Annotated in this window: 18 protein-coding genes; 6 read left to right on the top strand and 12 right to left on the bottom strand. The window is 35.9% G+C overall.

Going from position 1 to position 23,738, the window contains the following annotated elements:
* Positions 1 to 3: 3 nt before the first annotated feature.
* Both AC0L6O_RS21840 and AC0L6O_RS21835 read right to left on the bottom strand, forming a co-directional pair.
* Positions 4 to 1,563: an aldehyde dehydrogenase (NADP(+)) gene (locus tag AC0L6O_RS21840; RefSeq protein ID WP_473305365.1), complete on the bottom strand. Its 1,560-nt coding sequence runs from the start codon at positions 1,561 to 1,563 to the stop codon at positions 4 to 6.
* A gap of 1 nt (position 1,564) precedes the next feature.
* The gene (locus AC0L6O_RS21835; RefSeq protein WP_473305364.1) at positions 1,565 to 2,407 is read right to left on the bottom strand and encodes a fumarylacetoacetate hydrolase family protein; all 843 of its coding nucleotides are present in this window, start codon (positions 2,405 to 2,407) and stop codon (positions 1,565 to 1,567) included.
* A 105-nt stretch (positions 2,408 to 2,512) separates the two neighbouring features.
* Between AC0L6O_RS21835 and idi the strand changes: the two genes are divergently transcribed.
* Both idi and AC0L6O_RS21825 read left to right on the top strand, forming a co-directional pair.
* Entirely contained in the window at positions 2,513 to 3,007 is a 495-nt protein-coding gene (idi, locus tag AC0L6O_RS21830) for an isopentenyl-diphosphate Delta-isomerase (protein ID WP_473305363.1), read from the top strand.
* A 65-nt stretch (positions 3,008 to 3,072) separates the two neighbouring features.
* Positions 3,073 to 4,431, top strand: a complete 1,359-nt coding sequence (locus AC0L6O_RS21825; protein WP_473305361.1) for an NAD-dependent succinate-semialdehyde dehydrogenase — start codon at positions 3,073 to 3,075, stop codon at positions 4,429 to 4,431.
* 4 nt (positions 4,432 to 4,435) lie between these two features.
* Here the strand turns inward: AC0L6O_RS21825 and AC0L6O_RS21820 are convergent, their stop codons facing one another.
* Positions 4,436 to 5,419 carry a histone deacetylase family protein gene (locus AC0L6O_RS21820; RefSeq protein WP_473305359.1) on the bottom strand — a complete coding sequence of 328 codons (984 nt, stop codon included), beginning with the start codon at positions 5,417 to 5,419 and terminating at the stop codon, positions 4,436 to 4,438.
* Positions 5,420 to 5,590: 171 nt separating this feature from the next.
* Here AC0L6O_RS21820 and AC0L6O_RS21815 point away from each other — a divergent pair, with 171 nt between their 5' ends.
* The 3 genes from AC0L6O_RS21815 to AC0L6O_RS21805 are packed head-to-tail and all read left to right on the top strand — an operon-like array spanning position 5,591 to position 8,567.
* Positions 5,591 to 6,613, top strand: coding sequence for a phosphoenolpyruvate carboxykinase (ATP) (locus AC0L6O_RS21815; RefSeq protein ID WP_473305357.1), 1,023 nt, complete (start codon positions 5,591 to 5,593; stop codon positions 6,611 to 6,613).
* Positions 6,606 to 7,760: a nucleotidyltransferase family protein gene (locus tag AC0L6O_RS21810; RefSeq protein WP_473305355.1), complete on the top strand. Its 1,155-nt coding sequence runs from the start codon at positions 6,606 to 6,608 to the stop codon at positions 7,758 to 7,760. Before AC0L6O_RS21815 ends, AC0L6O_RS21810 begins: the two co-directional genes overlap by 8 nt.
* The gene (locus AC0L6O_RS21805; RefSeq protein ID WP_473305353.1) at positions 7,761 to 8,567 is read left to right on the top strand and encodes a lipid II flippase family protein; all 807 of its coding nucleotides are present in this window, start codon (positions 7,761 to 7,763) and stop codon (positions 8,565 to 8,567) included. It begins immediately after the preceding gene.
* On the opposite strand, the gene AC0L6O_RS21800 is transcribed toward AC0L6O_RS21805, so the two are convergent.
* The 7 genes from AC0L6O_RS21800 to AC0L6O_RS21770 all read right to left on the bottom strand — a co-directional run bounded on the left by AC0L6O_RS21800 (position 8,559) and on the right by AC0L6O_RS21770 (position 14,276).
* Positions 8,559 to 9,758 carry an SGNH/GDSL hydrolase family protein gene (locus AC0L6O_RS21800; protein WP_473305351.1) on the bottom strand — a complete coding sequence of 400 codons (1,200 nt, stop codon included), beginning with the start codon at positions 9,756 to 9,758 and terminating at the stop codon, positions 8,559 to 8,561. The two genes, AC0L6O_RS21805 and AC0L6O_RS21800, sit on opposite strands and share 9 nt — an antisense overlap.
* Positions 9,742 to 10,743 carry a PQQ-dependent sugar dehydrogenase gene (locus tag AC0L6O_RS21795; protein ID WP_473305349.1) on the bottom strand — a complete coding sequence of 334 codons (1,002 nt, stop codon included), beginning with the start codon at positions 10,741 to 10,743 and terminating at the stop codon, positions 9,742 to 9,744. The genes AC0L6O_RS21800 and AC0L6O_RS21795 overlap by 17 nt, the downstream gene beginning before the upstream one ends.
* A 193-nt stretch (positions 10,744 to 10,936) precedes the next feature.
* Positions 10,937 to 11,620, bottom strand: a complete 684-nt coding sequence (locus tag AC0L6O_RS21790; RefSeq protein WP_473305347.1) for a glycosyltransferase family 2 protein — start codon at positions 11,618 to 11,620, stop codon at positions 10,937 to 10,939.
* Positions 11,607 to 12,254, bottom strand: a complete 648-nt coding sequence (locus AC0L6O_RS21785) for a glycosyltransferase family 2 protein (RefSeq protein WP_473305346.1) — start codon at positions 12,252 to 12,254, stop codon at positions 11,607 to 11,609. Before AC0L6O_RS21785 ends, AC0L6O_RS21790 begins: the two co-directional genes overlap by 14 nt.
* Positions 12,244 to 12,945 carry a glycosyltransferase family 2 protein gene (locus tag AC0L6O_RS21780; RefSeq protein ID WP_473305345.1) on the bottom strand — a complete coding sequence of 234 codons (702 nt, stop codon included), beginning with the start codon at positions 12,943 to 12,945 and terminating at the stop codon, positions 12,244 to 12,246. The genes AC0L6O_RS21785 and AC0L6O_RS21780 overlap by 11 nt, the downstream gene beginning before the upstream one ends.
* Positions 12,927 to 13,346, bottom strand: coding sequence for a PqqD family protein (locus AC0L6O_RS21775; protein WP_473305343.1), 420 nt, complete (start codon positions 13,344 to 13,346; stop codon positions 12,927 to 12,929). Before AC0L6O_RS21775 ends, AC0L6O_RS21780 begins: the two co-directional genes overlap by 19 nt.
* A 306-nt stretch (positions 13,347 to 13,652) precedes the next feature.
* The gene (locus AC0L6O_RS21770) at positions 13,653 to 14,276 is read right to left on the bottom strand and encodes a 3-keto-disaccharide hydrolase (RefSeq protein WP_473305342.1); all 624 of its coding nucleotides are present in this window, start codon (positions 14,274 to 14,276) and stop codon (positions 13,653 to 13,655) included.
* A 171-nt stretch (positions 14,277 to 14,447) separates the two neighbouring features.
* Here AC0L6O_RS21770 and AC0L6O_RS21765 point away from each other — a divergent pair, with 171 nt between their 5' ends.
* Positions 14,448 to 18,857, top strand: a complete 4,410-nt coding sequence (locus tag AC0L6O_RS21765) for a hypothetical protein (protein ID WP_473305340.1) — start codon at positions 14,448 to 14,450, stop codon at positions 18,855 to 18,857.
* A 48-nt stretch (positions 18,858 to 18,905) separates the two neighbouring features.
* Here the strand turns inward: AC0L6O_RS21765 and AC0L6O_RS21760 are convergent, their stop codons facing one another.
* Positions 18,906 to 21,281 carry an ABC transporter permease gene (locus AC0L6O_RS21760; protein WP_473305339.1) on the bottom strand — a complete coding sequence of 792 codons (2,376 nt, stop codon included), beginning with the start codon at positions 21,279 to 21,281 and terminating at the stop codon, positions 18,906 to 18,908.
* 57 nt (positions 21,282 to 21,338) lie between these two features.
* Positions 21,339 to 23,726, bottom strand: coding sequence for an ABC transporter permease (locus tag AC0L6O_RS21755; RefSeq protein ID WP_473305338.1), 2,388 nt, complete (start codon positions 23,724 to 23,726; stop codon positions 21,339 to 21,341).
* Positions 23,727 to 23,738: the final 12 nt, after the last annotated feature.

The following is a 23,738-nucleotide window of genomic DNA, read 5'->3' as shown; positions in this document are numbered from 1 at the left end:
TATTTATTTAGTCATTTCACCATTAACCAATCTCCAAATATTTAGAGGGTTTGCTTCTTTAAGCTCATCAGGAAGTAAAGAATCTGGTAAGCTTTGGAAACAAACCGGTCTTGTAAAGCGTGTAATAGCTCCAGTACCTACAGATGTACTTCTACTGTCTGTAGTACTTGGAAATGGTCCACCATGCACCATGGCGTGAGAAACTTCTACACCCGTAGGGAATCCGTTGATAATTAGTCTACCCACTTTCTGTTCTAGAATTTCTAGAAGTTCGGCATACTCTGTCAATTCCTCTTCCGAACCGTGAACGGTTGCTGTTAAATGGCCTCCTAAGTTTTTAGCTATTTCAAGATATTCTTCTTTAGAATTTCCTTCAACCACCAAACTAGTAGGTCCAAAAATCTCCTCGTCTAGTTGAGGATTATCTTTGAATGTTTGATAATCGGCATGAAGAATAGTTGGCTCAACACCTGTTAATCCTTCTGCTTTTTTACCAACACCAATAATCTTAGTGAATTTCTTAGACTTTTCTATTCCACCGTTATAGGCATCTTTAATACCTGGCGTAAGCATATTTCCTCCAGAAGAGCTTTTAGCTTTTTCTTCTAGCATGTTTATGAAAGCAGGATTCTTTTGAATCAATAAGATTCCAGGATTTGTACAAAACTGTCCAACCCCCATATTAACAGAGTTGATATAGTTTTCTGCCAGGGCTTCTTTTTGACTTTCTAAAGTTTTCGGTAAAATGAAAACAGGGTTTGTGCTGCCCATTTCTGAATAAACCGGAATAGGCTCAGGTCTTGCATTTGCAATGTCAAAAAGCAATTTCCCTACCTTATAAGAACCTGTAAAACCTACAGCTTTTATAGCAGGGCTTTTTACTAGCTCTTGGCTTAATTCAGGGTCGCCATGAAGCATCGAGAAAACGCCATCAGGCATTCCTGTTTCTTTTGCAGCTTTTTGAATAGCTGTTCCTACTAATTCCGAAGTGCCTAAATGTGCAGGGTGAGCTTTGAATATTAATGGGCAGCCGGCAGCTAAAGCAGAGGCAGTATCTCCACCAGCTACAGAAAAAGCTAATGGGAAGTTACTGGCACCAAAAACCGCAACAGGACCTAATGGCCTTTCCATTGACCTAAGGTCAACTCTTGGCATTGGCTGTCTGTCTGGCATTGCTGGGTCAATTTTGGCGTTAAGCCAAGAGCCTTCTTCTAAAAGCGAGGCGAATAATCTTAATTGACCGCAGGTACGACCTCTTTCTCCATTTGCTCTTCCCTCTGGAAGGCCTGTTTCTGAGGTATATCTTGCAGTTAAATCTTCAGCTATGGCTTCTATTTCGTCCGCTATTTTTCTTAAAAAAGTAGCTTTTTCTTTACCACTTTTCTTTCTGTAAACAGCAAAAGCGTCTTCCGCCAAATCTGTAGCTGAGGCTAACTCCTCTAAAGTAGCATTATAAAATAAAGGCCCTAAAGTGTCTCCTGTTACCGGATTGATTGCCTGAATGGCAACGGTACCTTCTGATGAATTATTAAAACCAATGATGTTCTTTCCTTGTATTGTCATGTTATTTTGTTTCTACCGTGTTTGATAGTGTTCCTATATTTTCAATGCTGATTTCAACCTTATCGTTCACTTGAAGAGAAAATTCATCTTCAGGAATGATTCCAGTACCTGTCATAAGAAAACAGCCATTGTCGAAGGTACATTCTGTATAAAGATATTTAACTAAATCAGCTTGTGTTCTTTTCATCTGATTTACTTGAATGTTTTGACTGAAAACATTCTCTCCGTTTCTGAATATTTCTAATTTAATTTCAGATTCTGGGTCAATTGGTTTGTCAGACACATAAATGCAAGGGCCTAGGGCTGCACTTTTGTCGTAAGATTTTGCTTGTGGTAAATACAAAGGGTTTTCCCCTTCAATATCTCTACTACTAACATCGTTTCCTACGGTATATCCTGAAATTTGACCGGAGGTATTAATGAAAAGTGTCAATTCTGGCTCAGGAACATTCCATTTGGAATCTCTTCTAATTCGGATGTTTTCTCCATTACCTACCACACGGCCAGCAGTAGCTTTGAAAAACAACTCAGGTCTGTCGGCATCATAAACTCTGTCATAGAAGTCTCCTCCTCCAGAATCTTTTGATTCTTCCATTCTAGCCCTTTTGCTTCTTAAGTACGTAACTCCTGAAGCCCAGACTTCTTGATTTTGGATAGGGGCTAAATTATCTTCCGAGGCTACTTTTTTTAGTTCGGGAGAAGCTGTTAAGCTCTGAATCTCTTTTTGAAGCTCTTGGAATAAGTTATCTCTATTGATAAAAGAATCCCAGTTAGTATGTTTTGACGAATAATACTGACCTTCGTTTTCAATAATGAAGGCTTTGGTAGTTTTGTAAATTTTCATGCGATTAAGGGTTGAGTAATTTTAAGGTTGAAATTTAGGACATTTGTTCAAAAATAGCGTATATATTTAAAAGTAACTTCTTATTAAGTGTCAAACATACAAGTAATGATAAATATAACCTTAGTTAATGACGAAGATGAAATCATTGGCTACGATGAAAAAATAAAAGTTCATAGAGAGGGCAAACTGCATAGAGCGTTTTCTGTTCTTATTTTTAATAAGGAGGGTAAAATGCTGATTCACCAGAGAGCTTTTGGGAAATACCATTCTCCTGGATTATGGACAAATGCCTGCTGCGGACACCCAAATAAAGGAGAAGAAATTAAGCAAGCAGCCAATAGAAGGCTGGAAGAAGAAATGGGCTTTAACTGCGAAATAGACTATAAATTTACTTTTAGATATCACGCTGCATTTGATAATGGCTTAATAGAGCATGAGATTGACCATGTGTTTTTTGGTGAATACAATGACTCTTTTGTGGCTAACCCTGAAGAAGTGGCAAACTTTAAATGGGTAGATGTGGAAGAGGTAAAAGCTGACCTTCTTAAAAACGAAGGAAACTATACGGTTTGGTTTAAGGAGATTTTAGAGCGGATTTAATGAGTCAATTTGAGTCCGATGCTCTTGCTGTTTCGTATCTCCTTTATGTAAAAAAAACATGAGTTATGGCGTTTAAAAGTATAAATCCTTACAATAATGAAGAATTAGCATCTTTCCCAGAACACCGTGCTTCAGAACTAGATGCTATGCTAAAAAAAGCAGACGAGAGTTTTGCTGAATGGCGAACGAGGTCGTTTGCTGAAAGGGCTAAAGTTTTAAATAAGGCTGCGGCTTTGCTGATAGAAAATCTTGAAAAATATGCTGAAACCATTTCTTTAGAAATGGGCAAACCAATTTCAGAAGCTAAAGCTGAGGTGAAAAAGTGTGCTTGGGTTTGTGAGTATTATGCTGAAAATGGGGAAGCTTTTTTAAGTCCAAAGTCCATTAGTACAGATGCTCATGAGAGTTTTGTGACTTATGAGCCTATGGGTGCTATTTTGGCTATTATGCCTTGGAATTTCCCATTTTGGCAGGTGTTTAGATTTGCCGCACCTACGCTTATGGCGGGAAATGTTGGTTTGTTAAAACATGCTTCTAATGTTTTAGGCTCTGCCAAACATATAGCCGATATATTTTTAGAAGCAGGTGCTCCCGAAGGGGCTTTTCAGCATCTTTTGGTTTCTCATGATAGTATTGAGACACTTTTAGAAAATGATATAGTCAAAGCGGTTACACTGACCGGAAGCGAAAAAGCTGGTGCCTCGGTAGCGAGTTTGGCAGGAAAAAACATCAAGAAATCTCTTTTAGAACTGGGAGGAAGCAATGCCTTTGTGGTTTTAGAAGATGCCGATATTGACAAAGCCTTTGAAATAGGTGTGAAAGCACGTTTTATGAATACGGGTCAAAGCTGCATAGCCGCGAAACGTTTTATAGTGGTAGAAAAAGTCTATGACAAATTTGTAGATGGGTTTGTCGAAAAGGTAAAAGCCTTAAAGTCTGGCGACCCGATGTCGGATAGTTCTGAAATTGGTGTTTTGGCTAGAGAAGATTTAGCCGATATTTTGGCAGAACAAGTTGATAAATCTGTGGAGATGGGTGCTAAAGTGCTTATTGGTCAAAAACAAAAAGGAGCTTACTATGAGCCAACAGTTTTGACAGATATAAGTGCCGATATGCCGGTTTTTAAAGAAGAGACTTTTGGTCCAGTGGCTCCTATTATCAAAGTAAAAGATGCCAAAGAAGCTTTTGAAGTAGCGGCCAATACGGAATTTGGTTTAGGAATTAGTGTTTTTACCCAAGATTTGAAACAGGTAAAAGAGTATATCAATCTAGTGCCAGATGGAGCCTTTTTCGTGAACGATTTGGTTAAATCTGACCCACGGTTACCCTTTGGCGGTACCAAGAAATCTGGTTATGGGCGTGAGTTGGCAAAAGACGGCATGATGGAGTTTGTGAATGTGAAGACGGTTTATATTCAGAAGTAATTTCTCAAAAGAAAATATCATTCGCCAACCTAAAAGTATTGGCGTGTGCTTCTACAATATGTCTTATGGCAGGAGAATATCCGCCACCCATGCTAATGCAGAGGGGTAAGTTCAAATCTTGACATGTTTGCATTACAAAGCGGTCTCTTTCTTTGCAGCCTTCTATAGAGACAGAGAGTCTACCTAATTTATCGGTTTCCAAAATATCTACTCCAGAAAGATAGAAAACCATTTGCGGTTTTACTTGCTCTATAAGGTTTGGTAATGTGTCTTTAAGTGTACTGAGATAAAGTTCGTCTTTTGTGTGATCGGCTAGGCCAATATCTAAATCACTTTGCTCTTTTCTGACAGGATAATTTTTGGCTCCGTGCATACTGAAAGTGAACACACGTGGTTCAATTTCAAAAATTTTCGCGGTACCATTTCCTTGATGCACGTCTAAGTCTACAATCAGTATTTTATTGAAAACTCCTTCTTTAAGAAGGATGTTAGATGCTATGGCAATATCATTATAAATGCAAAAGCCTTCGCCATGGTCAGCAAAGCTGTGGTGGGTGCCACCTGCTATATTCATGGCCACGCCATGTTTAATAGCATATCTGGCACATTGAAGAGTGCCGTTTGCTATATACCTTCCTCTTTCAATGAGTTTAGAAGACATAGGGAAACCGATAGCTCTTATTTCTTTTCTTGAAAGATTTTGAGTCTTTAGTTTGTCAAGGTATTCGGCAGTATGCGTTAAGAGTATCTCCTCGTCATTAAGTGCTGTTGGGTGAAAAAAGTTTTCTTGACTAACAGTACCTTCATGCAGAAGCTGAGCCGGAATAAGCTCATACTTTTCCATAGGAAAACGATGACCGTCTGGCAGCTCATAAATGTAAATAGGCGAGTAGGCTATCTTTAGCATGGGGTGCAAAATTAGTAAAGGGTCGGTGTAGATGAAATTTATGAGATAAGGAATTGCCAGTTTATTTAACCGTTTTGTCATTTTAGTTTTAATAGAATTTCTAGTTTTCAAGGGTAAGTATAAAACTCTCAATTATCTTGAATCATTGTTGATTTCTCATTAACTAGAATCTTCTTTTCTATTTGAGGAAATGGTATTTTTTAAAATGCTTGTGGTAAAATATTTAAACATTAAGGTGAATTTTTTAATACAATGTTGAATCAACTTTTTGTAGATGAAATCTTAGAAAGGTTTCAAAGTATTGGTGTAAGTGATTCAAAAACTTATAAGGTAGGTGAAATTCTTTTTACTGTTGATTATTGTGGTTTTTGTGAGCAGGATAACTTTAGTAAAGCCATTAGCCATTTGATTTCAGATGAAACAAATGGTGAATATTGTATTTATGTTTCTGATATAGAGAATGGTGGCCTTAATTTACCAAAACCCAGTTGGGATTGGGATGAATTAGACCAAAATGGGTTTATACCGACGGTAGATAGCAGCAGGTTTATTGCCCGTTTTATGTCTTGGCAAAATTGTTTTTATTTAGTTGATTTGGTTGAGAGAAAAGCTTTTTTCTGGATTAAAGATTTTGGAGAAATGCCAGAGTGGGAGCGGAGTTTTCCTTTTCGGGATATTTTTCATCACGTCTTTAATAGCCTTGATGATTATGCTATAGTTCATGCTGCAGCTGTAGGGAATGGATTAGGTGGTGTACTTATGCCAGGAAGAGGAGGTTCAGGGAAGTCAACGGCAGCTTTATCATGTTTAGACTCAGATTTGCTATATGCAGGGGATGATTTAGTTTTAGTAAATTTTAAGACACAGTATATTTACAATCTCTATAATGTTGCTAAGCTCGAAGAGAGTCAGGTATCTCTTTTTCCTAGACTAAAACCACATATTTATAATGCAGAGGTACTTCCAAAAGAAAAGGCTCAGATTTTTTTAAATGATTTTTGGCCTGAAAAAATGGCAATCAAAATGCCTTTTTTGGGAGTGATACTTCCAAAGTATTTAGGAGAAGAGAATACATTTTTTAAAGAAAGTAATACTGCTAAAGCATTAATGGCACTTGCCCCAAGTAGTATGGCCTTGCTGAAAACAGATGTTTCCTATTTTAATAAGCTATCTCGTTTACTAAAGGGTAAGAAGGTTATAGAGCTCAGTACGGGAAAAGACTTAAAGCAAATTCCGAAAAAAATAGACATAATAATTAAGTTTTTAAATGATTAAAACAGACTTTTCAGTTTACGATAAGGGAGGGCATTTTCCTACAGAATCGCATGAACTACTGTTGAAGGCAGCTCTATTTCCAAGGGAAGAGGCTTTAATGTTTTTTCAAAAATGGTTGGTAAAAGAGAATTTGGATAACTTAAAGGCAGAGGAACCAAACTTTCTTTCTAAGTTTTTAGATCCTCTAGATATGGCGTGTCATAGGTTATTGCCATTAATTGTTCACAATTTAGGTATAGAAAACCATTCATATCTTAAAAAGCTAAAAGGCCATCAAAAGAATGTCTGGGTTAAAAATCAACGGATTTCCCTATCTGTAAAAGAGTTAATAAAAGCACTGAATGAGTATCAAATAGACCATATTGTTTTTAAAGGAATAAGCCTGGCAACCAATTACTATGATCGTATTGAGCATAGACCGATGAACGATGGAGATTTACTGATTCCCATGAAGGATAAAGAGCAGGTTCTTGAACTTATAGCGAAGTCTAAGTTGGGTGTTGATTTTAATGAAGCGGATATGCAAATACTTGACTTTGTACACGCCACTCATTTAGAAGGCAAGGGGAGGATGGATATAGACCTTCATTGGCATGTATTTAGTGAATATTCTCAAATAAGTAAGTCTTGTGATTTTATTTGGGAGAAAGCATGTGAATTTGAATGGGATGAGATAAACACAAAAAGGTTAGATACAACCCATGAGTTTTTTGTTGCCTTAGTTCATGGTAGAGACTTTGACCCAGTACCTCCTATAAGATGGGTGGCTGATTGTCTAATGATCTTAAGAAAAGATGTAGATGCTGTTGATTGGAGTGAATTTATAAGATTAAGTAAGTCGTTTTGTTATTCTCCGTTTATAAAAAAGGCTATCCCATATTTACAAGAACGTTTTAACGCTCAAATTCCTCAAGAAGTTTTAACTGAATTGGAAGGGTTAACACCGACATGGGATGAGATGTCTTATTATAACTCAATATCGTCTAATATTAGAGAAAAGGGCACTTTGGCAATGGTTTACTTAGGAACTAAGCGTAGGTTTATTTATTACCGAATGTTTTTAAAAGAAAGGTGGCCAAGTGTATGGGTCTATTTATTCAATTGGTATCTTACGAGGTGGAAAAGAGAACAAAAAAGAATAGTTTAAGTGGTAGATAGTAGTCTTTTTGTTATTGGGTTTTTAACAATATCCATTCATTTCTTGAGCACTTTGAGCCTTTCAGTAAAAATGGTTGGCATTGAAACAAAAAAAATGGCTGCCACTTATTCTGTTTATAATATTATCTTTCTTTTTACTCGTTTTGCAAACACACTTCAGGCTCCACTTTTATCTAAAACTGTGGAGTTGGAAATAATTGAGCAAAAATCCCCAAACGACTTTCTGTTTATTTTTCTTATTGCTCTTTCTTTTATTGGGGCATTTGCAGGTCTTTTTGCTATTAATTTTACAATTAATAGTATTTCAAGCGTAGTCCAAAAAGCACATCATCAAAATTCAATTACTAGAGTATTTAAGGAAATAAAGCTTGAAAGGATAAAGTTAATTTTTCGTTCATCTTTGGCTTCTGAAAAGGTTTTGAATCTCAAAAAGGGTTATAACCTTAAAGGTATGCCAATTAGTATGATTGGGGCTAACCTTGCTATTCAGGCTATTTTGACTGTAAGCGTACTTTCATGTTTATACGCGGGCTATTTAAATCCATCACTTCGAGGAACATGTATTTCATTAAATGGATTTATTGTAGGTTTTGCTACAGTATTGTCCATATTAATTACAGAACCTCATATCGGAATACTAGCAGACAAAGTAGCGTTTGAAGGAATGGATAAAAAATACTTTAAGAGGTATTTAAAGTGGGTTATTGTGGCTAGAGTGGCAGGAACAGGTTTAGGGGTATTTCTTTTAATACCTACAGCTCATGTAGTTGTTTTTCTAGCCGAAAACCTATTTTAATGGATTATTTTTTAAATAATCATATAGGGCATTTCCGACTTTGGCGTGGCCTTTAATATTTATATGGTTGTCTAAAAAAAAATGGTCTTCTTTCTTCAAAAGATGGCTTGTTCTTAGAATATCAATATTGGATAATCCAGAACTAATGATTTTTTTGTGAAGGATATTTTCAAAAGCTGGGTCTAACCTTTCATAGCTATTTGAAAGACTAATAACTAAAATTCTATTTTTAAATCGTTTTTGTATTATTTCTAAACCCTTAATGAATAAATCAGCATGTTCAGGCATGTCATTTGTTGCCACTTTAGGGAGGGAGAAGTTTTTAGAGAAAAGTCTTTTACCGATGGTTAAAAGGTATGCATGCAAGTACCTAAAAGGAGTGTAGTGACTTATTATTTCATTACCATTGACACGTAATAAATACTGAGCTTTGTTAAAAGAGGGTTTGAATGTTTCTCCTTTTGACATTCTGTCAAGCCAAGTATGATTTTCAAGATAGTCATTCATGCAATATTGGATAATTATCATTTTACAAGAGTCTAAATCTATCCTATCTAACAATAATGCTTCTCTAGCAGTACCGAAAGAGGAAACGCCTGCATTCAGCACCATCAATTTGCTTTTTCTTTCAAGTATTTCAGTGAACCTTTCAGAGCTTTCTACTCCCCAACCAGCAGTATAGGAATCTCCTAAAGCTATAATTTGAGGGTTTTTAAATGAGGCTTCATCATCTCTAGTGCCTAAACTATTAGTAGAAATTTTTGTTTTAAACTCTAGATTACTGAACATGGCAGTGGATGAGGGTTTAAACATGTATCCAATTATACTATCAAACTCACTAATTGTAGGTTCGTATTGCATAATACTTGCCATTTCATTATAAAACATATTCTGTAAAGGCAAGGAGGAAATTAGGGCTTCTTGATTTTTGGCTGAAAAATGTAGGTTGGCGAATAAAATGAATTCTATTAAGAAAAGTGTAACTAGGCCGTAAGTGCCCTTGAGGTTGATTATTTTAAATCCGTAAAAAAAAACAAGTAGCATGCCTAAAAAAAGGCAGATAGGATACAGGAGTCTTAGCCATCCACTGTATTGAAAAAACCAGTGGCTTTTAAAAGCGATTAAAAGCAATAAAATACACCCCACCAAGAAGAATGCGAAATACTCAAAGATTTTAGCTGTTATCTTCATTTGTCAGATTGATATTGACTAGTTTTTTTATATATCCAGAACTTAGATCAGAAAAATAAATTTCGCCTTTGTTGTTCGTGGCAAAGCATGAGATGTTTCCTGAATTTTCGGCAATTAATGTTTTTGTTAGATTATCTGTTGATAATGCCCAAATAGCACCTCTTACATAGTCTGCATATAACAAAAGACCATGTAAACTTGGTATTTCTTCGCCTCTGTAAACTGGGCCGCAGGTTATAGAAAAACCAGAAAGTCCATGTTCATACTCAAAAATTGGTGGAATTGTTTTGATTGAAGAAGAGCTCGTGTCTTGTCTATAAACGTGATTTCCTTCTTTTATACTCCATCCGTAGTTGCCACCTTTTATAACTAAATTTATTTCTTCAAAATTATCCTCACCTACATCACCGAGATACATTTTTCCTGTTAAGGGGTCTAATGTATATCTATAAGGATTCCTGAAGCCATAGGCATAGATTTCTTCTTTGTAGCCAAACTGGTTATCAGTAAAAGGATTATTATTTGGGATGCTATATTTAGAAGGGTTATTTAAGTCTGGTTTAATTCGGAGGAGCTTTCCTTGAAGTCTTCTTAAATCTTGACTGGATTGTTCACTGTCAAACCTTTTAGAGTCCCCTATTGAAATAAAGAGGTTTCCAGTACTATCTAGTTTTAAAGTGCCTCCACTATGGTATACAGGGTTTACTGTTAAGATATGGTTTTCCTTTTTAAATGCATTCTTCTTTTCAAAAGCGGAAATTTGAATAGTCTCTTTGTCAGAGTTATAGTGGAGGTATATTCTATCATGTGCGTTGTCAATTTCAAAGCCAATTAAGCCATTGTTCATATAGCTATTTATTTGACTTGAAATATCTATTATAAGTTTCTTAACTGGTGTCTTACTTTTAAGGCTAATAGAGAAGAGCCTTCCAGCTTTTTCAGCAACATATAATACCTCGTCTTCTTCGTTATTTATAATTTTCAAACAAGTTGGTTGATCAAATTTAATATTAGAGAAGATTGTTTGAAATGCTACAATAGACTCAGGGGTTTCAATTAGATCAGCTATTCCTTTGTGTATTTTTTGAATACTAATAGTTAATTGTCTATCAAGGAAATATCTTTTTTTATATGTTAGTAGGAGTATTAGTACTGTTACCATTACTCCAAGTGACCACTTATATATTTTTACTTTTTCTCTCACGATCAAGTTTGTTTTTTATCAGCATGGCAAAATCTTTTAGGTGCTCTTTTTTACTGGTCAAACTATTTGGATGGAGTCGTCTTTTATGAAACAGTTCGTCTTGTACTAAGTAAGGTATATTATGCTCTTTTAGCTTTGTAAACCAATCTATAAATTCACCAAAGACTAATGTAGTGTCAAATAACGAGGTCTTCTCGAATATAGAGCGGTGAACCAGCATGGTTGACCTCAATATACCTTTTTGTGGATTTGATATTAGTGCAATTTTACTTTTTTGTTCTTCTGTAAGTTCATCGCTCAAAAACTGTTCACTAAGCCCGAAAAATACTTTTACTATGGGGTTAGCTAATGCAAATTCGTATTGCTTTTCTAGTTTATTATTGGTCCATAAATCATCAGCATCAAGAAAGCAGAGCCAGTCGTTTTTTGATAAAGAAATGCCCTCGTTAACAGTAAAGGCCGGGCCTTTATTTTCTCTGTTTATTATCTTTATATGATTAGCATATCCATTTAATATTTGGAGGGTATTGTCAGTTGACCCATCATTTATTACTATTATTTCTGATGCTGATTGGCTTTGATTCAATACCGAATCTAAAGCTTGTCGAAGGTGTTTTTCGGCATTGAAAACAGGGATAATTACACTAATTGGTAGCATTTCTTCGGTCTAATTTCTTTTTTAAGAGTTTAATAGTATATGCATTTCTAAGCGATATGTTATTTGTGGAGTTGTTTTGATGTAGTCTATAATGTAAGCCAATCTCGTTTTCAATGTTTAGTAGAAGACCAGCCTCTTTGGCTCTTAAATACCAATCTATATCTTCTCCAAACAATAGTTGTTCATCAAAGTTTCCCACTTTATCAAAGGCGGATTTTCTAAACAAGCCAGCACCTAGATAAGCACTAAAAACAGGCTTCTCCTCTCGAATATTAATACCAAAAGGTAGCGTTCTTCCCCATACTAGGTCACTTTCTGGGTTATTCTCAAGATGGTTTAGTTGTCTTGAAATTTTATCATTAGGCCAGATGTCGTCTGCATCTAAAAAGCTGATGTATTTTCCTTTAGAGTGTTTAATTCCCCAATTTCTAGCGGACGAAGGGCCACCGTTTTCTTTAAAGAGAATAGAAATGTTATAATCAAAATTCTTGAGGACCTTAGGAGTTTGGTCTGTAGAGCCATCATCTATCACTAAAATTTCCGATTCTAGTGGGATATTCTTAATAACACTTTTAAGAGCCTCTTCAATGTATAAAGGAGAGTTATAAACTGGTATAATTACACTAAGAAGCATTGGTTTTTCTTCGTTGGTCTAGTGTGTGTTTTAATAATTTTAGAATTACTCCCTGGGTATATTCTTGGCTGCTTGTGGTATTGTTATCGTGCTGCCTATACGTTAGGGTAACACTGTCTACTTTTTGAATTTCTATTCCTTTTTGGTCAAGTCTATAAAACCATTCTACATCATCAGAAATCTCAGGGTTTTCTAATAAGTATCCGAGTTTTTCGAAAAGTTCCTTTTTGAAAACACAAGCACCTAGCAGTGTTGAAAATAGAATTCCTTCTTCATTTATTTGTGGCCATCGCTTTCTTGAGGCTTGAGTTTCGAACAAGTAATGAGTTTTGCCCATTACAGCTAGGTGTTCGGACTGGTTTATAACATCGTACAGCTGTTCAATAGCTGTTGGCAGGAAGTAATCATCTTGGTCTAAAAAGGTAATGTACTCCCCTTGAGCATGCTTTATTCCTAAATTTCTTGCGGCAGCTACCCCCTTTTTCGACTCAATAAAAAGTTTTATTTTATCCTCAAATTTGTCCGCAATTAATCTAGAGCCATCAGTAGAGCCATTATCTACAATAATCAATTCTAAGTCTCGAAAAGACTGCCTAAGCACACTATTGATAGCTTCTTCAATATATTTTTCTCCATTAAAAAGAGGGATTATAACGGAAACTTTTGGCGAACTTACTTTTTTAAAGGCCATCCTTCTTGAGGGTCTACATCATGAACAGGATCTAAAATGAGTAGTTCTTTCATGTCATCAAAAGTTTCAATTTCTGGTTTCAAAAATGGACTTTTAACTTCGGGAGAGGGAATATTAAACACAACTTCTTCTTCCGTTTCTAGAAGTAATTTGTGAGTAAGAAGTGCATCAATAAATTGTTCACTTTCTTTTAGAGCGTCTTGTTCACTAATATCAAAGTGTTTAGCTAGTGCTGAAGATATACTGGAGGCATTAGAGCCTTTGGTAAGAAACTGGAACATAAAAAAAGCGGTACCTCTTAGGCTATAATAGTGACCTTCAGGAAGGTTAACTACTACAAATTCATCAGTAAATTGTTCGAAAGCAATTCCCGATTTGGCTATAGTATAATTTTTGTTCATTCGATTAGATAGGTTCAAAGCAATATGCAATGATATGCATAATGTAGCTTAGATGAAACAGGAATGCACGTATAGGGGTGAAATTTGAAAACTTTTTAAAGAATAAATGGAAGTGCTAGACTTCTCCTAAATAATGTTCTTTGAGAAAATATTTTATTGAAGGGCTTAAGTTTAGCTATACTTAAAGCTTTCCGTAGCATTTAACAAAGTGACTTTGGAAATATTAAAGTAGATAATAATGGTCTCATAAAAATGGCAAAGCCCAATGGGCTTTGCCATAATATTTTACACCAACGGCATTTAACCCTAATTCAAAACCTTCACCTTAATATCTTTAAAAAAGGCGATGCTTTTTGGGTCGTGACCTTGTAGTGCGAAAGTTCCAGAACTTAGTCTTTTATTACCTCTATCTTCTGGAAGTACATCTGGCTCGGTATAGTCTACGGCTACTTTACCATCTATTTTGATGATGATTCTTTTTCCGTTTACTATCACGTGATACTCATACCATACATTGTCTTTGGCAAAATTCTCTTTTACGTCTTCCACAGCGTAAAGGCTACCCGTTTTTCGCCAATCGGTATGTGTTTGATTTACTTGTATTTCATATCCTTGAGAAGGCCATCCAGTAGCTTGGTAGGCTGTATGGATAAAAATCCCTGAATTAGAACCTAGTAAAGTTTTGGCTTTTAGCTTTAGCTCAAAATTCTTAAAATTATGATTTGCTACAGGCCCTTCATAAAACATGTGAGCTCTTTTTCCAGCTACTTTAATGGTGCCATCTTCAATCGAAAAGCAGCTAGGGTCGTCTTCATTGATATGCCAGCCATTAAACGTTTTTCCATCAAAAAGGGAAGTCCAACCTTTTTGGGCTAAGCTTAGATTGGTAATAAATAAAGTAAGTACAAATGATAAAAGTATTTTTTTCATGATTGAAGAATGGGTTGAATATAAAATGTACAAGTTACTACAATTTATGGAGGTCTTTAATTATATAAAAAAATACTGATTTTGAAGAGGAAACTGATGATTTCAATGTTATTTTAATTATGTATCAAACTGTAACGCCTTTTACAACCTCAAGGCGGAGATTTTTGACAAATGAATATCAAAAACCTTAATACCTACAATCAAAGCCAAGAGAAAGCATTTGAATGCCTCTGCAACCAACTTTTTAAAGCTTATCTGCTTGAGCGTTTAGGAGGTGATTTAGTGAAATTTAGAGTATTAAATGGAGCTGGAGGGGATGGAGGAATAGAGGCTTATGGGTTAGCTAAGAATGGTTCTGTTTATGGAATTCAGGCTAAGTGGTTTTTACAACCACTAAATGGCAACGAGTTTAAACAAATTAAAAAGTCTATAGAAACAGCTGTTGAAATAAGAAGTGAAATAGTAGATTACATTATTTGCATACCACATAATACTAGTTCAAAAAAGAATATCAAAAGTACCAAAGCTGGGAAGCCAATAAAGGACGAAGAGACGCGAATAGAAGAATTTAGGGACGATATAAAAAAGAGCTACCCAAGTATAAATATCATATGGTGGTTTGAAGATGGAATTTTGGAACAAATCCAGAAACCTGAGAACGAAGGGATTGCCAAGTATTGGTTTGAAAATGAGGTCATATCCATAAATTTATTAAAAGATAAATTCGAATTACAAAAGCAAGGCTGGCTTAAAGAAAAATATGTACCTCAACTGACCAAGGAGGGACAGATTTTTAAAGAATATGATGCTTTAGTATATGGTAAGATTATTAGAAACAAACACCTTAAGCATTTAAGACAGGTAATCGGAGACCTAAGAGACTCTATAGCTATTATAGATGCATTTAAATCGACTTCTGAAAAGAATTTCCTATATAAAAGACTTTGTGTAATACAAAAGAACTTTAATGAGTTTATTAAAGCCTTTCAGGTTTTGTTTTTGGAAGTTAAAAATGGGATCGAAACATTTCCTAAAATAGTTGCCAAGGAGGTGCCGCTCTGGAAGACTAAAACTTCTTTAGAAGAATTAAATCCGACGAATTTACAGTTGAATATTCTTCCAGAGTTAATACAAAGTTTGGATAGCATTCATAAACACGATTTAGAAAACTATCTGAAACGTTTTCAAACTCCGCGAAAATCGAAAAAGCTTTTGATTTCTGGAGGACCGGGGACCGGAAAAACTGCAGGTTTAGCTAAGATTACGGATTTTCACCTTTTGAATGGCTCAGCTGCCTTGATTATTAAGGCTAAAGGGGCTCGGGTTAAAAGCTGGCAGGCAATGCTCTCTGATGAGTTAAATTGTAGCAATTGGAGTATTTATGAGATATTAAACGCTTTAGAATCTACTGCTTTTAGAAATGATCATATGCGGATGAGTGGTTCACCTGATGAGCAAAACTTTGAAGACTCTAAAGTAATTATTTGTGTTGATGGTATTGAAGAGGATATTTTAAATCAGAAAGAATGGGAAGACAGAATAAATGAAACTCTTGTTTTATGCAAGAGGTATTCAAAGCTTAGATTTATTTTTAGTGCTCGTGGCACTTTTTATACAACTGGTCAGAGTAGGATCGAATTTGAGGACGATATAGTTCGAATTGGACTTGGAGATGTATCAGTAGCAGATGTGGCTCCATTATATTTTGAAGAATATAAAATTAGCATTGAATCTCTGGACCAAGTTAGTGGTTTGGATAGTCTTTTTGCACTTAAACTTTTCTGCGAGAAGTATAGGGATTCAAGTCTTTTGAGTTCTGATGAAATAGTTACGGCGAGTAATAAGCTTTTGGGAGACAAGTTAGAAGTGATGAATGAAGAATTCTTAAATCACTCATTGATTAAAGGTAAGCTGTCTAGCTGGAAGGAACCTTTATTAGATAGTCTGGATACTATTTGTAATAAGCTTTATGAATTAGATAAAGTATCCGAGGAAGAACTGAAAAGCATTATACTTCTGGGTGCAGATTATTTAAGCCCTAAAGAATGTGATATTTTGATAGAGAGCTTTGTTGAACACGGAGTACTTTATTGTGAAAAAAAGCTAAAAGAGGGTTCACCACTAAATCGTTTTGAAGTTTTCTATTCTATCTGTTATCAGTCACTTGTTGATTTAGTTCTGTCAAAAATGGTTGTTGAAGGTATTCTTTCGGGAAAATTAAGTGCAATACCTGAGAAATTCAATAACGCTTTACCAATTTCACCAAGGGATGCATTTGATATGGCTTTCGAATTTCGGTTTAGTTCAGATCTGAATACTGAGATTGTTAAAAATATTTCTTTGGAGGTTTTTAATAAAACAGGTAAGCTCATTGGTCAAAATGAATATCTTATTACAGGATTTTCTTCCAAACACATATTTGAGCTTCAAATGCATGTTTTAATTCATGGTGATAAAGAGAAGGTTGGAAAGTATCATGATGTTGTCTTATCTAAAATGAGTGTTGATACGTTTTCTTTAAATGATTTTCTCCAAAATCTAATCTTACCTTCTGTTCATGTAGAGGGAGCTTATTTTGGTGCGGAATTTCTTCACGATTATCTCCTGGCTTTTTCAAATTCATTTGAGAGAGATAAGATTTGGTCTGGTTTAGATCCAGAGGAGCTTTATTCGTTAAGTGAGAAAAAGAGAAATCAGTATGAAAGGTCAAATATTATAGAAACACTTAAAACAAGAGGTTTTGATGCATACGAAGCAGCTTCTTCACTTAGTGTTTCCTCTACTGATAAGCATAATCAAGGTCCACTGGTAATGGCATGGGCATTGTCAACAATTGACATGGAACTAAAGGAAGTGGCTTCAACATCCTTGGCCATTTGGGCTAGGGGTAATGTGGAAGAGTTTGTCCTCCTACTTGAAAAAATATTTTATTGTAAAGATCCATTGATTCAAGAAGGTTTAGCGGCTATAGCTCATAATATTGCGGGGTTTGTAGTAAAAGAAAGCGATATAAAGCTTTTGGCCAATTGGGGAATTGATAATGTCTTTAATGAGATAGGACAAAAGAATTACAACGTGGTGGTTAGAGCGGGCTTCCAAACTGTTGTTTTCAAAGCATTTTATTTGAATTTAATATCAAAAGAGGATTTTGAAAAAAGTAAACCTTCGAATACAGGTTCTAAGATTGAATTATTGGATTTAGATGAGGAGGATCAAAGTTTTGAGCTATTAGAAACGTACCCAATTGTACATGATTTGGAATACTACGTGTTACCAAAAGCATATGAAGGGTTTTTAGAATACCCCACTAATATCAACGGTAAGCGAAAGGATTCAGGTTCGGAGCAAGCACTCCAATTAATAAAACTGTATAGAGAAAGGTATAACAATTTTGAATTATCTACGAGCAATTGGGTACTTGCAGTGGCATTGGCATATATTAAAAATTTAGGTTTCGATAGAATGAAGGGTAATAGCAGTACAAATGCTACTCATGGACGGAAAAGTGAAGTATTTACCAAAGAGGAGAAATATACTTGGATTGCGGTACACTATATAAGAGGATATTTAGCTGAATACTTACCTGCAAACCTGTATGATGATGGTTATAAGTATGTTGATAGCTATCATCAAATTATTAATATAGATAATTTTGGGATTAGTTTTTTTAGTTTAGATGGCCAACTGGCGGCTTATAGAAGCCGAAATTCGAAATGGCATATCAAGGAAATGTTATCGCCTGAAATTAGAATGGAAGCTGATGTAATTGCTGAAATTGATAGAATTGTTAAGGAGGAGCCTAGTATTAATTTTGAGAATTGGTTGAAATCTTTTCAGTTTAAATTACGAGAGGGGAGTGAAAAAGATTGCTATTCTTTATTTCACTACATTAAGCTTAGTAACTCATCACAGACCATAAATACTTCAATTAATGCAAGGGCATTTTTACTTGACAAGAATAGAATAAGTGATGTGCTAAGTTTCTTTTCGGAAATAGAAAATTCTTGGTTGGATTCTTTCGATATTGATTCTCTAAAATCTTGGCCTTCAGAAGTTAAGGATTCGAACGTTTTTGATTTAACGTGGATGAATTGGATAGAGGACGAGGTAAGTAGCGTTTATCTCCCAACAAGATCAGGCGAAGGAGAACCTATGATTTATACCATAACGAAATCTAAAGATTATAATACGGGTGAATTTGTCATGATGCCATCAAAGTATATGAGAGATAAGCTTAAAATATCAAAAGTTGATCAATCGCTTACTTTTACTGATTTGAAAAACGATTTTGTTGCTAAAAATATTAGAATGAGTTCAAGAAATAGGGATGTAAACACTGAACATCAAGAAATCTTATTGGCAGCTTCTGATAGGCTGGAGAGGCTCTTAAAAGAGCAAGATTTAGAAATAGTCTGGTTAGTTTCGCACATAATTGGTAAAAACCCTCATAATATATCTTTAGAGGAAAGTTACTCCCAAAAAGTCAGGAAATATTTTGTTTATAGTGATGGCGTGGAATTTAAGGCATTAATGTTTTGGGATGAAACGTATTCTACTCGACGAGATAAAGAGTTTTCCTAGTAAAGGAGTAAGTAACTGTACATGATTTTATTTTTTAATATACAGGTATTAATCCCCCTTCAAACTCTCCACAGGATTTACCAAAGCCGCTTTAGCCGTTCTGAGACCTACGGTTAGCATGGTCATGACAAAAATGGTAAAACCTACGGCGGCAAATACCCAAAGCGATAAATCTGCTCGTAGCTCGTATTTGGAAAGCCAGTTTTTCATAAAGAAATAAGCCACTGGAAAAGCTACCAAACAACTTAAGCCAATCAAAATCACGAAATCTTTTGACATCAACTGTATCACGCTATTCACCGATGCTCCCAATAGTTTTCTGATACCAATCTCTTTGCTTCGCTGCTCTGCCATGAAAGACGAAAGACCGAAAATGCCTAAGAAACTTATGAAAATAGCCATGATTGAAAGTGCGGCAGCTAGTTTGGCCACTTGCTCTTCTCTCTTAAACTTTAGGCCAGTTACTTGACTTGCAAACTTGATATTCAAATCGCCATTTGGGCTGAAACCTCTTAAAACAGTTTCTACTCGGCTGATAGACTCCGAAACACTCAAATCTGGGTTCATTCGCATAGAAACGAAAGGCATATTACGTCGTCTTGCTGTAAAGATGGTTGGCTTCACTTTTTCAAAGGGAGACTCCATCACTAGGTTTTTACTTACTCCTATCACTGTAAAGTCCTTTTCTCGCCAATTTATAATTTGACCGACAGGGTTTTCAAAACCTATTTGAGCGGCAGCAGCTTCATTTAAAATCATAGCTTCCATGTCGGTACTAAACTCACGAGAGAAGTCTCTTCCTTCTAAAATATTCCATTGACTCACGGCTCCAAACTCTGGCGTAATGTCCAGTGTAATAAATTCTAGTTTTAACTCCGGGTTTTTACCTTGCCATTGAAAGCCTTTGTTAATATTCCACATATCTGTAATGGGACCAGAGCTTTCACACATTTCTAATACGCCACCAGATTTTATCAAATTCTCTCGCATGGCATCAAAATGCCCTTTTAAGTCTTCGGCACGTTTTTGAAAGTAAATTAGATTGTTTTGGTCGTAGCCCATGGGTCTGTTCTTGCCAAACTCTATCTGCTGGTAAACCAAAATAGTCCCGATAATTAGTGTAATGGAAATGCCAAACTGAAGCACCACAAGCCCTTTTCTAAAATAGGATTCACGCTTTTTGCCAAGCACTTTGCCTTTTAGGGTTTTGACAGGGTCAAAAGACGAAAGATAAAGAGCCGGATAGCTTCCCGAAAGCAGTCCTGTTAATATGAAGAAACCTAGCAGTAAGCTGATAAACCAAAGGTTTGTCCAAGGAATGCTGAGGGCGTTTGATGATAAATCATTAAAAGTAGGCAGGAGAAGTGCTGTAATGAGTAAAGAAGCTACAAGTGCCAGAAAAACCACCAAAAAAGTTTCTGTAAAAAACTGATAAACTAGCTGACTTCTAAAAGAACCTATGGCTTTTCTAAGGCCTATTTCTTTAGAACGTTTTGCGGAGCGAGCAGTGCTCAAATTCATGAAATTGATACTGGCTAAAAACAATATCAAAACGCCAACAATTCCGAATAGCCAAACATTTTTCAATCCTGTACCTACCGGCTCTCCATTCTTAAATTCTGGATACAGGTGCCATTTGGACATTGGGTATAAGAATAATTCTGGATTTGAAACGTCTGGATAAGCGTCGACAAGCGTTGTTTTAATTTTGGCCGATACGGCATCAAAATCGGCATTTTCTGCAATTTTGACATAGATAGGAAAAGCATTGGTCCACCAGTCGTCATGTGATTTTTTTACCCATTCTTCCATGTTTTCATACATTTCAAAAGAGCCGTAATAGGAAATGCTTTTATAAGTGGCGTTTTGTGGTAAGTCTTTAAAAACGCCTAAAATTTCGGCATCCACGTCTTCGTCTATTTTGACCAATTGACCTACGGCAGATTCCTCTCCAAATAAAGCTTCACTAGCAGATTTTGATATGTAAACAGCATTTGGAGGCAGTTTTCTTTGGGCGGAGCCTTCTATTAATTCTAAACCCATAACCTCAAAGCCACCCTCTTCCATAAAAAGACCTCTTCTGGTAATGGTCTTGTCATTTACTCGCAGTGAGCGTTCGCCACCGTAAGAAGAAACTACCACCTCGTCAAAATCATCAGGGAAAAGACTTCTTAGCTGAGCACCTAAAGGAACAGGGTTTGAGGCTTCGGTGGAAATTTGATTATTATAATGTCTGTTTTTCTGTAATAATGCTACGTGGTCATAAGAGGCATTATATTTATTGAAACTAAGTTCGTCTTGTAGCCAAAGTCCTATCAAAATAGCGATGGCCATTCCACTACCCAGCCCCAATACATTAAGGACGGTGTAAAGTTTGTTCTTAGTAAGGTTTCTCCAGGCGAGTTTAAGGTTGTTTTTTAGCATTAATTTTTTAGGATTACAGAGTTTGTTAATTAGGAAGCTCTATTCTTTTGACATTTTTTATTCTCTTCTTAAGCTTTCCACAGGGTTTACCAAGGCTGATTTAATGGCTTGATAAGACACCGTAAACAAGGCTACCAATATGGCTGCAAGTGCAGCAACAAGGAATATCCAAGCTTGCATTTCTTCTCTGTAAGGATAGTTTTCTAAAAATTTTTGTCCAGCAAAATAGGCCACAGGCAATGAGATGAAAAGAGAAACAAGCGTGAGTTTAAGAAAGTCTTTGGAAAGAAGGGTAACAATACTCATGACAGACGCTCCTATGGCTTTTCTAATGCCTATTTCTTTGTTTCTTCTTTCGGCAGAAAGCAAGGCAAGTCCGAAAAGACCGATGCAGGAAATGAAGATGGTTAACAAAGTACTGATAAAGGTTATTTGTTTCCATTTGGCTTCCGTTTCATAGGCCTTGATATTCTCTAGGTTTTTGAAACGATAAGAGTACGAATTTCTTGGAAATAGATTTTTATAAGTTGTCTCAATATGAGCTAAACTAGCCGATTCAGATTTTGGGGAAATTTTAATATTTGCCATACCAAAACCGTTTGGTTGCATTGTGAAAAGTTGTGGTCGAATTTTCTGATTTAGGCTAAGAAAATGATAGTCTTTTACGACACCCGCCACGGTGTATTGTTCATTATCGCTATACCAAAAGTTTACTGTTTGACCTAGAGGTTCTTCCCAACCAGCTTCTTTTACAAAAGTCTCATTTACCAAAACTTTGGTAGATGCATCGGCCGGAAACTCTGCTGAGAAATTTCGTCCTTCCTTAAGACCAAGTTTTAACATAGGAATATAGGCCTCATCAATAGTTTCATAGGCGAAATTTAGATTCTGTTCCCCATTTACTTTAGCCGATTTAAACCAACCACCGCTGTTTTTAGGAGCAACCTCTTTGATGTTTGCATTTTGAAGGAGTTTTTCTTTAAAAATATTGGCCTTTTCTTTGTCAATATTTTGACCAAAATTGACCTCAATTATGTCTTTGTCGTCATAGCCCAAGTCCTTGTTTACAAGAAAATTGAATTGATTATACACTGTTAGAGAAAGCACCATTAAAAAGCCAGCTAAAGAAAACTGAACCACTACCAGTGATTTTTGAAGATAGTTTTTCCCCGAAAGTTTGAATCGGTTATAAAGGGAGGTGACTGGGTTTTGAGCACTTAAAACCAAAGCAGGATAAAAACCAGCCAGCGTGGAGCTAAGCAGAAAAGTGAAAATGTAAATGGCAACAAGTTTGGCATCTAAAAGATAGTTGAAGGAAAGGGCTTTATTGGCCAGATTATTAAACGTTGGTAAGAATAGATTAACCAATAATATGGCGAGCACAAAAGCGAAAAATCCAATTAAATAGGACTCACCAAGAAGTTGATAAATAAGCTGTTTCCTGTCGCCACCCACTACTTTTCTAAGACCAATTTCCTTGGCTCTTTTGAGTGACTGTGAAATGGTTAGGTTGATGAAATTAATGCAGGCAATGAATAGTAGAAAAATAGCAATTCCTGATAAGAGATAAGATAACATGGGATTGCTACTGTCTTTAAGACCATTTTGTGCCACATAATCGGTGCTTAAATGCATCTCTCTTAAAGGCTGAAGGAGGTATTCCGTTTTGCCTTCATCGCCATACATTTCCAGCATTTCTTTGTACGCCTGTGCGGTTTCTTTTTCGTAGTAGGTGTGCATGGAGGCCTCTACTTCTTCTTTTTTGGAGTTTTCTTCTAAAACCACAAAAGTGTTAAGAAAGTAGGCAAACCACTCTTCATCCTGCGAATCTTCCGGTACATAGGGCGTCAGCATATCAAACTTTATGCTGGAGTTTTGCGGAGATTTTTTAGTAATTCCGGTGACGGTGAAGTATTCAAAATTTTCGCCATCTTTTATCTCCAAGGTTTCATTTAAAGCATTCTTCTTGCCGAAAAATTGTAAAGCCTTTTCTTCAGAAAGAATAATGGATTTAGGTTCTTTCAATGCCGTTTTGGCATCGCCATAAACTAGAGGAAAACTAAAAATAGAAAAGAAAGAAGGGTCGGCATTTAACATTTCAAAACCCTCTACATCATTGTTGTACTTTATATCACGATAGTCGCCTTTAACTCTTACATAATCCTTTATGCCAGGCACATTTGCCTGAAACATAGGGCCTTGCGGGTTTCCTGTGTTGCTATCAGAACCACCTTTACTCCCTTCTGGACTATACCAATCATTAACTACTCTAAATATCCTAGGTTCTTGGGCATGAAAACGGTCATAACTTAGCTCATCTTTAACATACAGCGTAATGAGCATCACCACGGCTAAGCCAAGCGACAATCCCAAAATATTGATAGAACTGAATATCTTATTTCTGATAAGGTTCCTCCAAGCGATTTTAAAATAATTCTTTATCATAATTGATGTTTT

Source organism: Arcticibacterium sp. GJ41-1 (assembly GCF_055808875.1).
This window is presented reverse-complemented; position numbering and strand designations above follow the sequence as displayed.

What these genes read in the sequence shown, in the direction of transcription:
- AC0L6O_RS21840 (WP_473305365.1), bottom strand. Translation starts at nt 1,563, where the DNA reads ATGACAATACAAGGAAAGAACATCATTGGTTTTAATAATTCATCAGAA.
- AC0L6O_RS21835 (WP_473305364.1), bottom strand. Translation starts at nt 2,407, where the DNA reads ATGAAAATTTACAAAACTACCAAAGCCTTCATTATTGAAAACGAAGGT.
- idi (WP_473305363.1), top strand. Translation starts at nt 2,513, where the DNA reads ATGATAAATATAACCTTAGTTAATGACGAAGATGAAATCATTGGCTAC.
- AC0L6O_RS21825 (WP_473305361.1), top strand. Translation starts at nt 3,073, where the DNA reads ATGGCGTTTAAAAGTATAAATCCTTACAATAATGAAGAATTAGCATCT.
- AC0L6O_RS21820 (WP_473305359.1), bottom strand. Translation starts at nt 5,419, where the DNA reads ATGACAAAACGGTTAAATAAACTGGCAATTCCTTATCTCATAAATTTC.
- AC0L6O_RS21815 (WP_473305357.1), top strand. Translation starts at nt 5,591, where the DNA reads ATGTTGAATCAACTTTTTGTAGATGAAATCTTAGAAAGGTTTCAAAGT.
- AC0L6O_RS21810 (WP_473305355.1), top strand. Translation starts at nt 6,606, where the DNA reads ATGATTAAAACAGACTTTTCAGTTTACGATAAGGGAGGGCATTTTCCT.
- AC0L6O_RS21800 (WP_473305351.1), bottom strand. Translation starts at nt 9,758, where the DNA reads ATGAAGATAACAGCTAAAATCTTTGAGTATTTCGCATTCTTCTTGGTG.
- AC0L6O_RS21790 (WP_473305347.1), bottom strand. Translation starts at nt 11,620, where the DNA reads ATGCTACCAATTAGTGTAATTATCCCTGTTTTCAATGCCGAAAAACAC.
- AC0L6O_RS21785 (WP_473305346.1), bottom strand. Translation starts at nt 12,254, where the DNA reads ATGCTTCTTAGTGTAATTATACCAGTTTATAACTCTCCTTTATACATT.
- AC0L6O_RS21780 (WP_473305345.1), bottom strand. Translation starts at nt 12,945, where the DNA reads ATGGCCTTTAAAAAAGTAAGTTCGCCAAAAGTTTCCGTTATAATCCCT.
- AC0L6O_RS21775 (WP_473305343.1), bottom strand. Translation starts at nt 13,346, where the DNA reads ATGAACAAAAATTATACTATAGCCAAATCGGGAATTGCTTTCGAACAA.
- AC0L6O_RS21770 (WP_473305342.1), bottom strand. Translation starts at nt 14,276, where the DNA reads ATGAAAAAAATACTTTTATCATTTGTACTTACTTTATTTATTACCAAT.
- AC0L6O_RS21765 (WP_473305340.1), top strand. Translation starts at nt 14,448, where the DNA reads ATGAATATCAAAAACCTTAATACCTACAATCAAAGCCAAGAGAAAGCA.
- AC0L6O_RS21760 (WP_473305339.1), bottom strand. Translation starts at nt 21,281, where the DNA reads ATGCTAAAAAACAACCTTAAACTCGCCTGGAGAAACCTTACTAAGAAC.
- AC0L6O_RS21755 (WP_473305338.1), bottom strand. Translation starts at nt 23,726, where the DNA reads ATGATAAAGAATTATTTTAAAATCGCTTGGAGGAACCTTATCAGAAAT.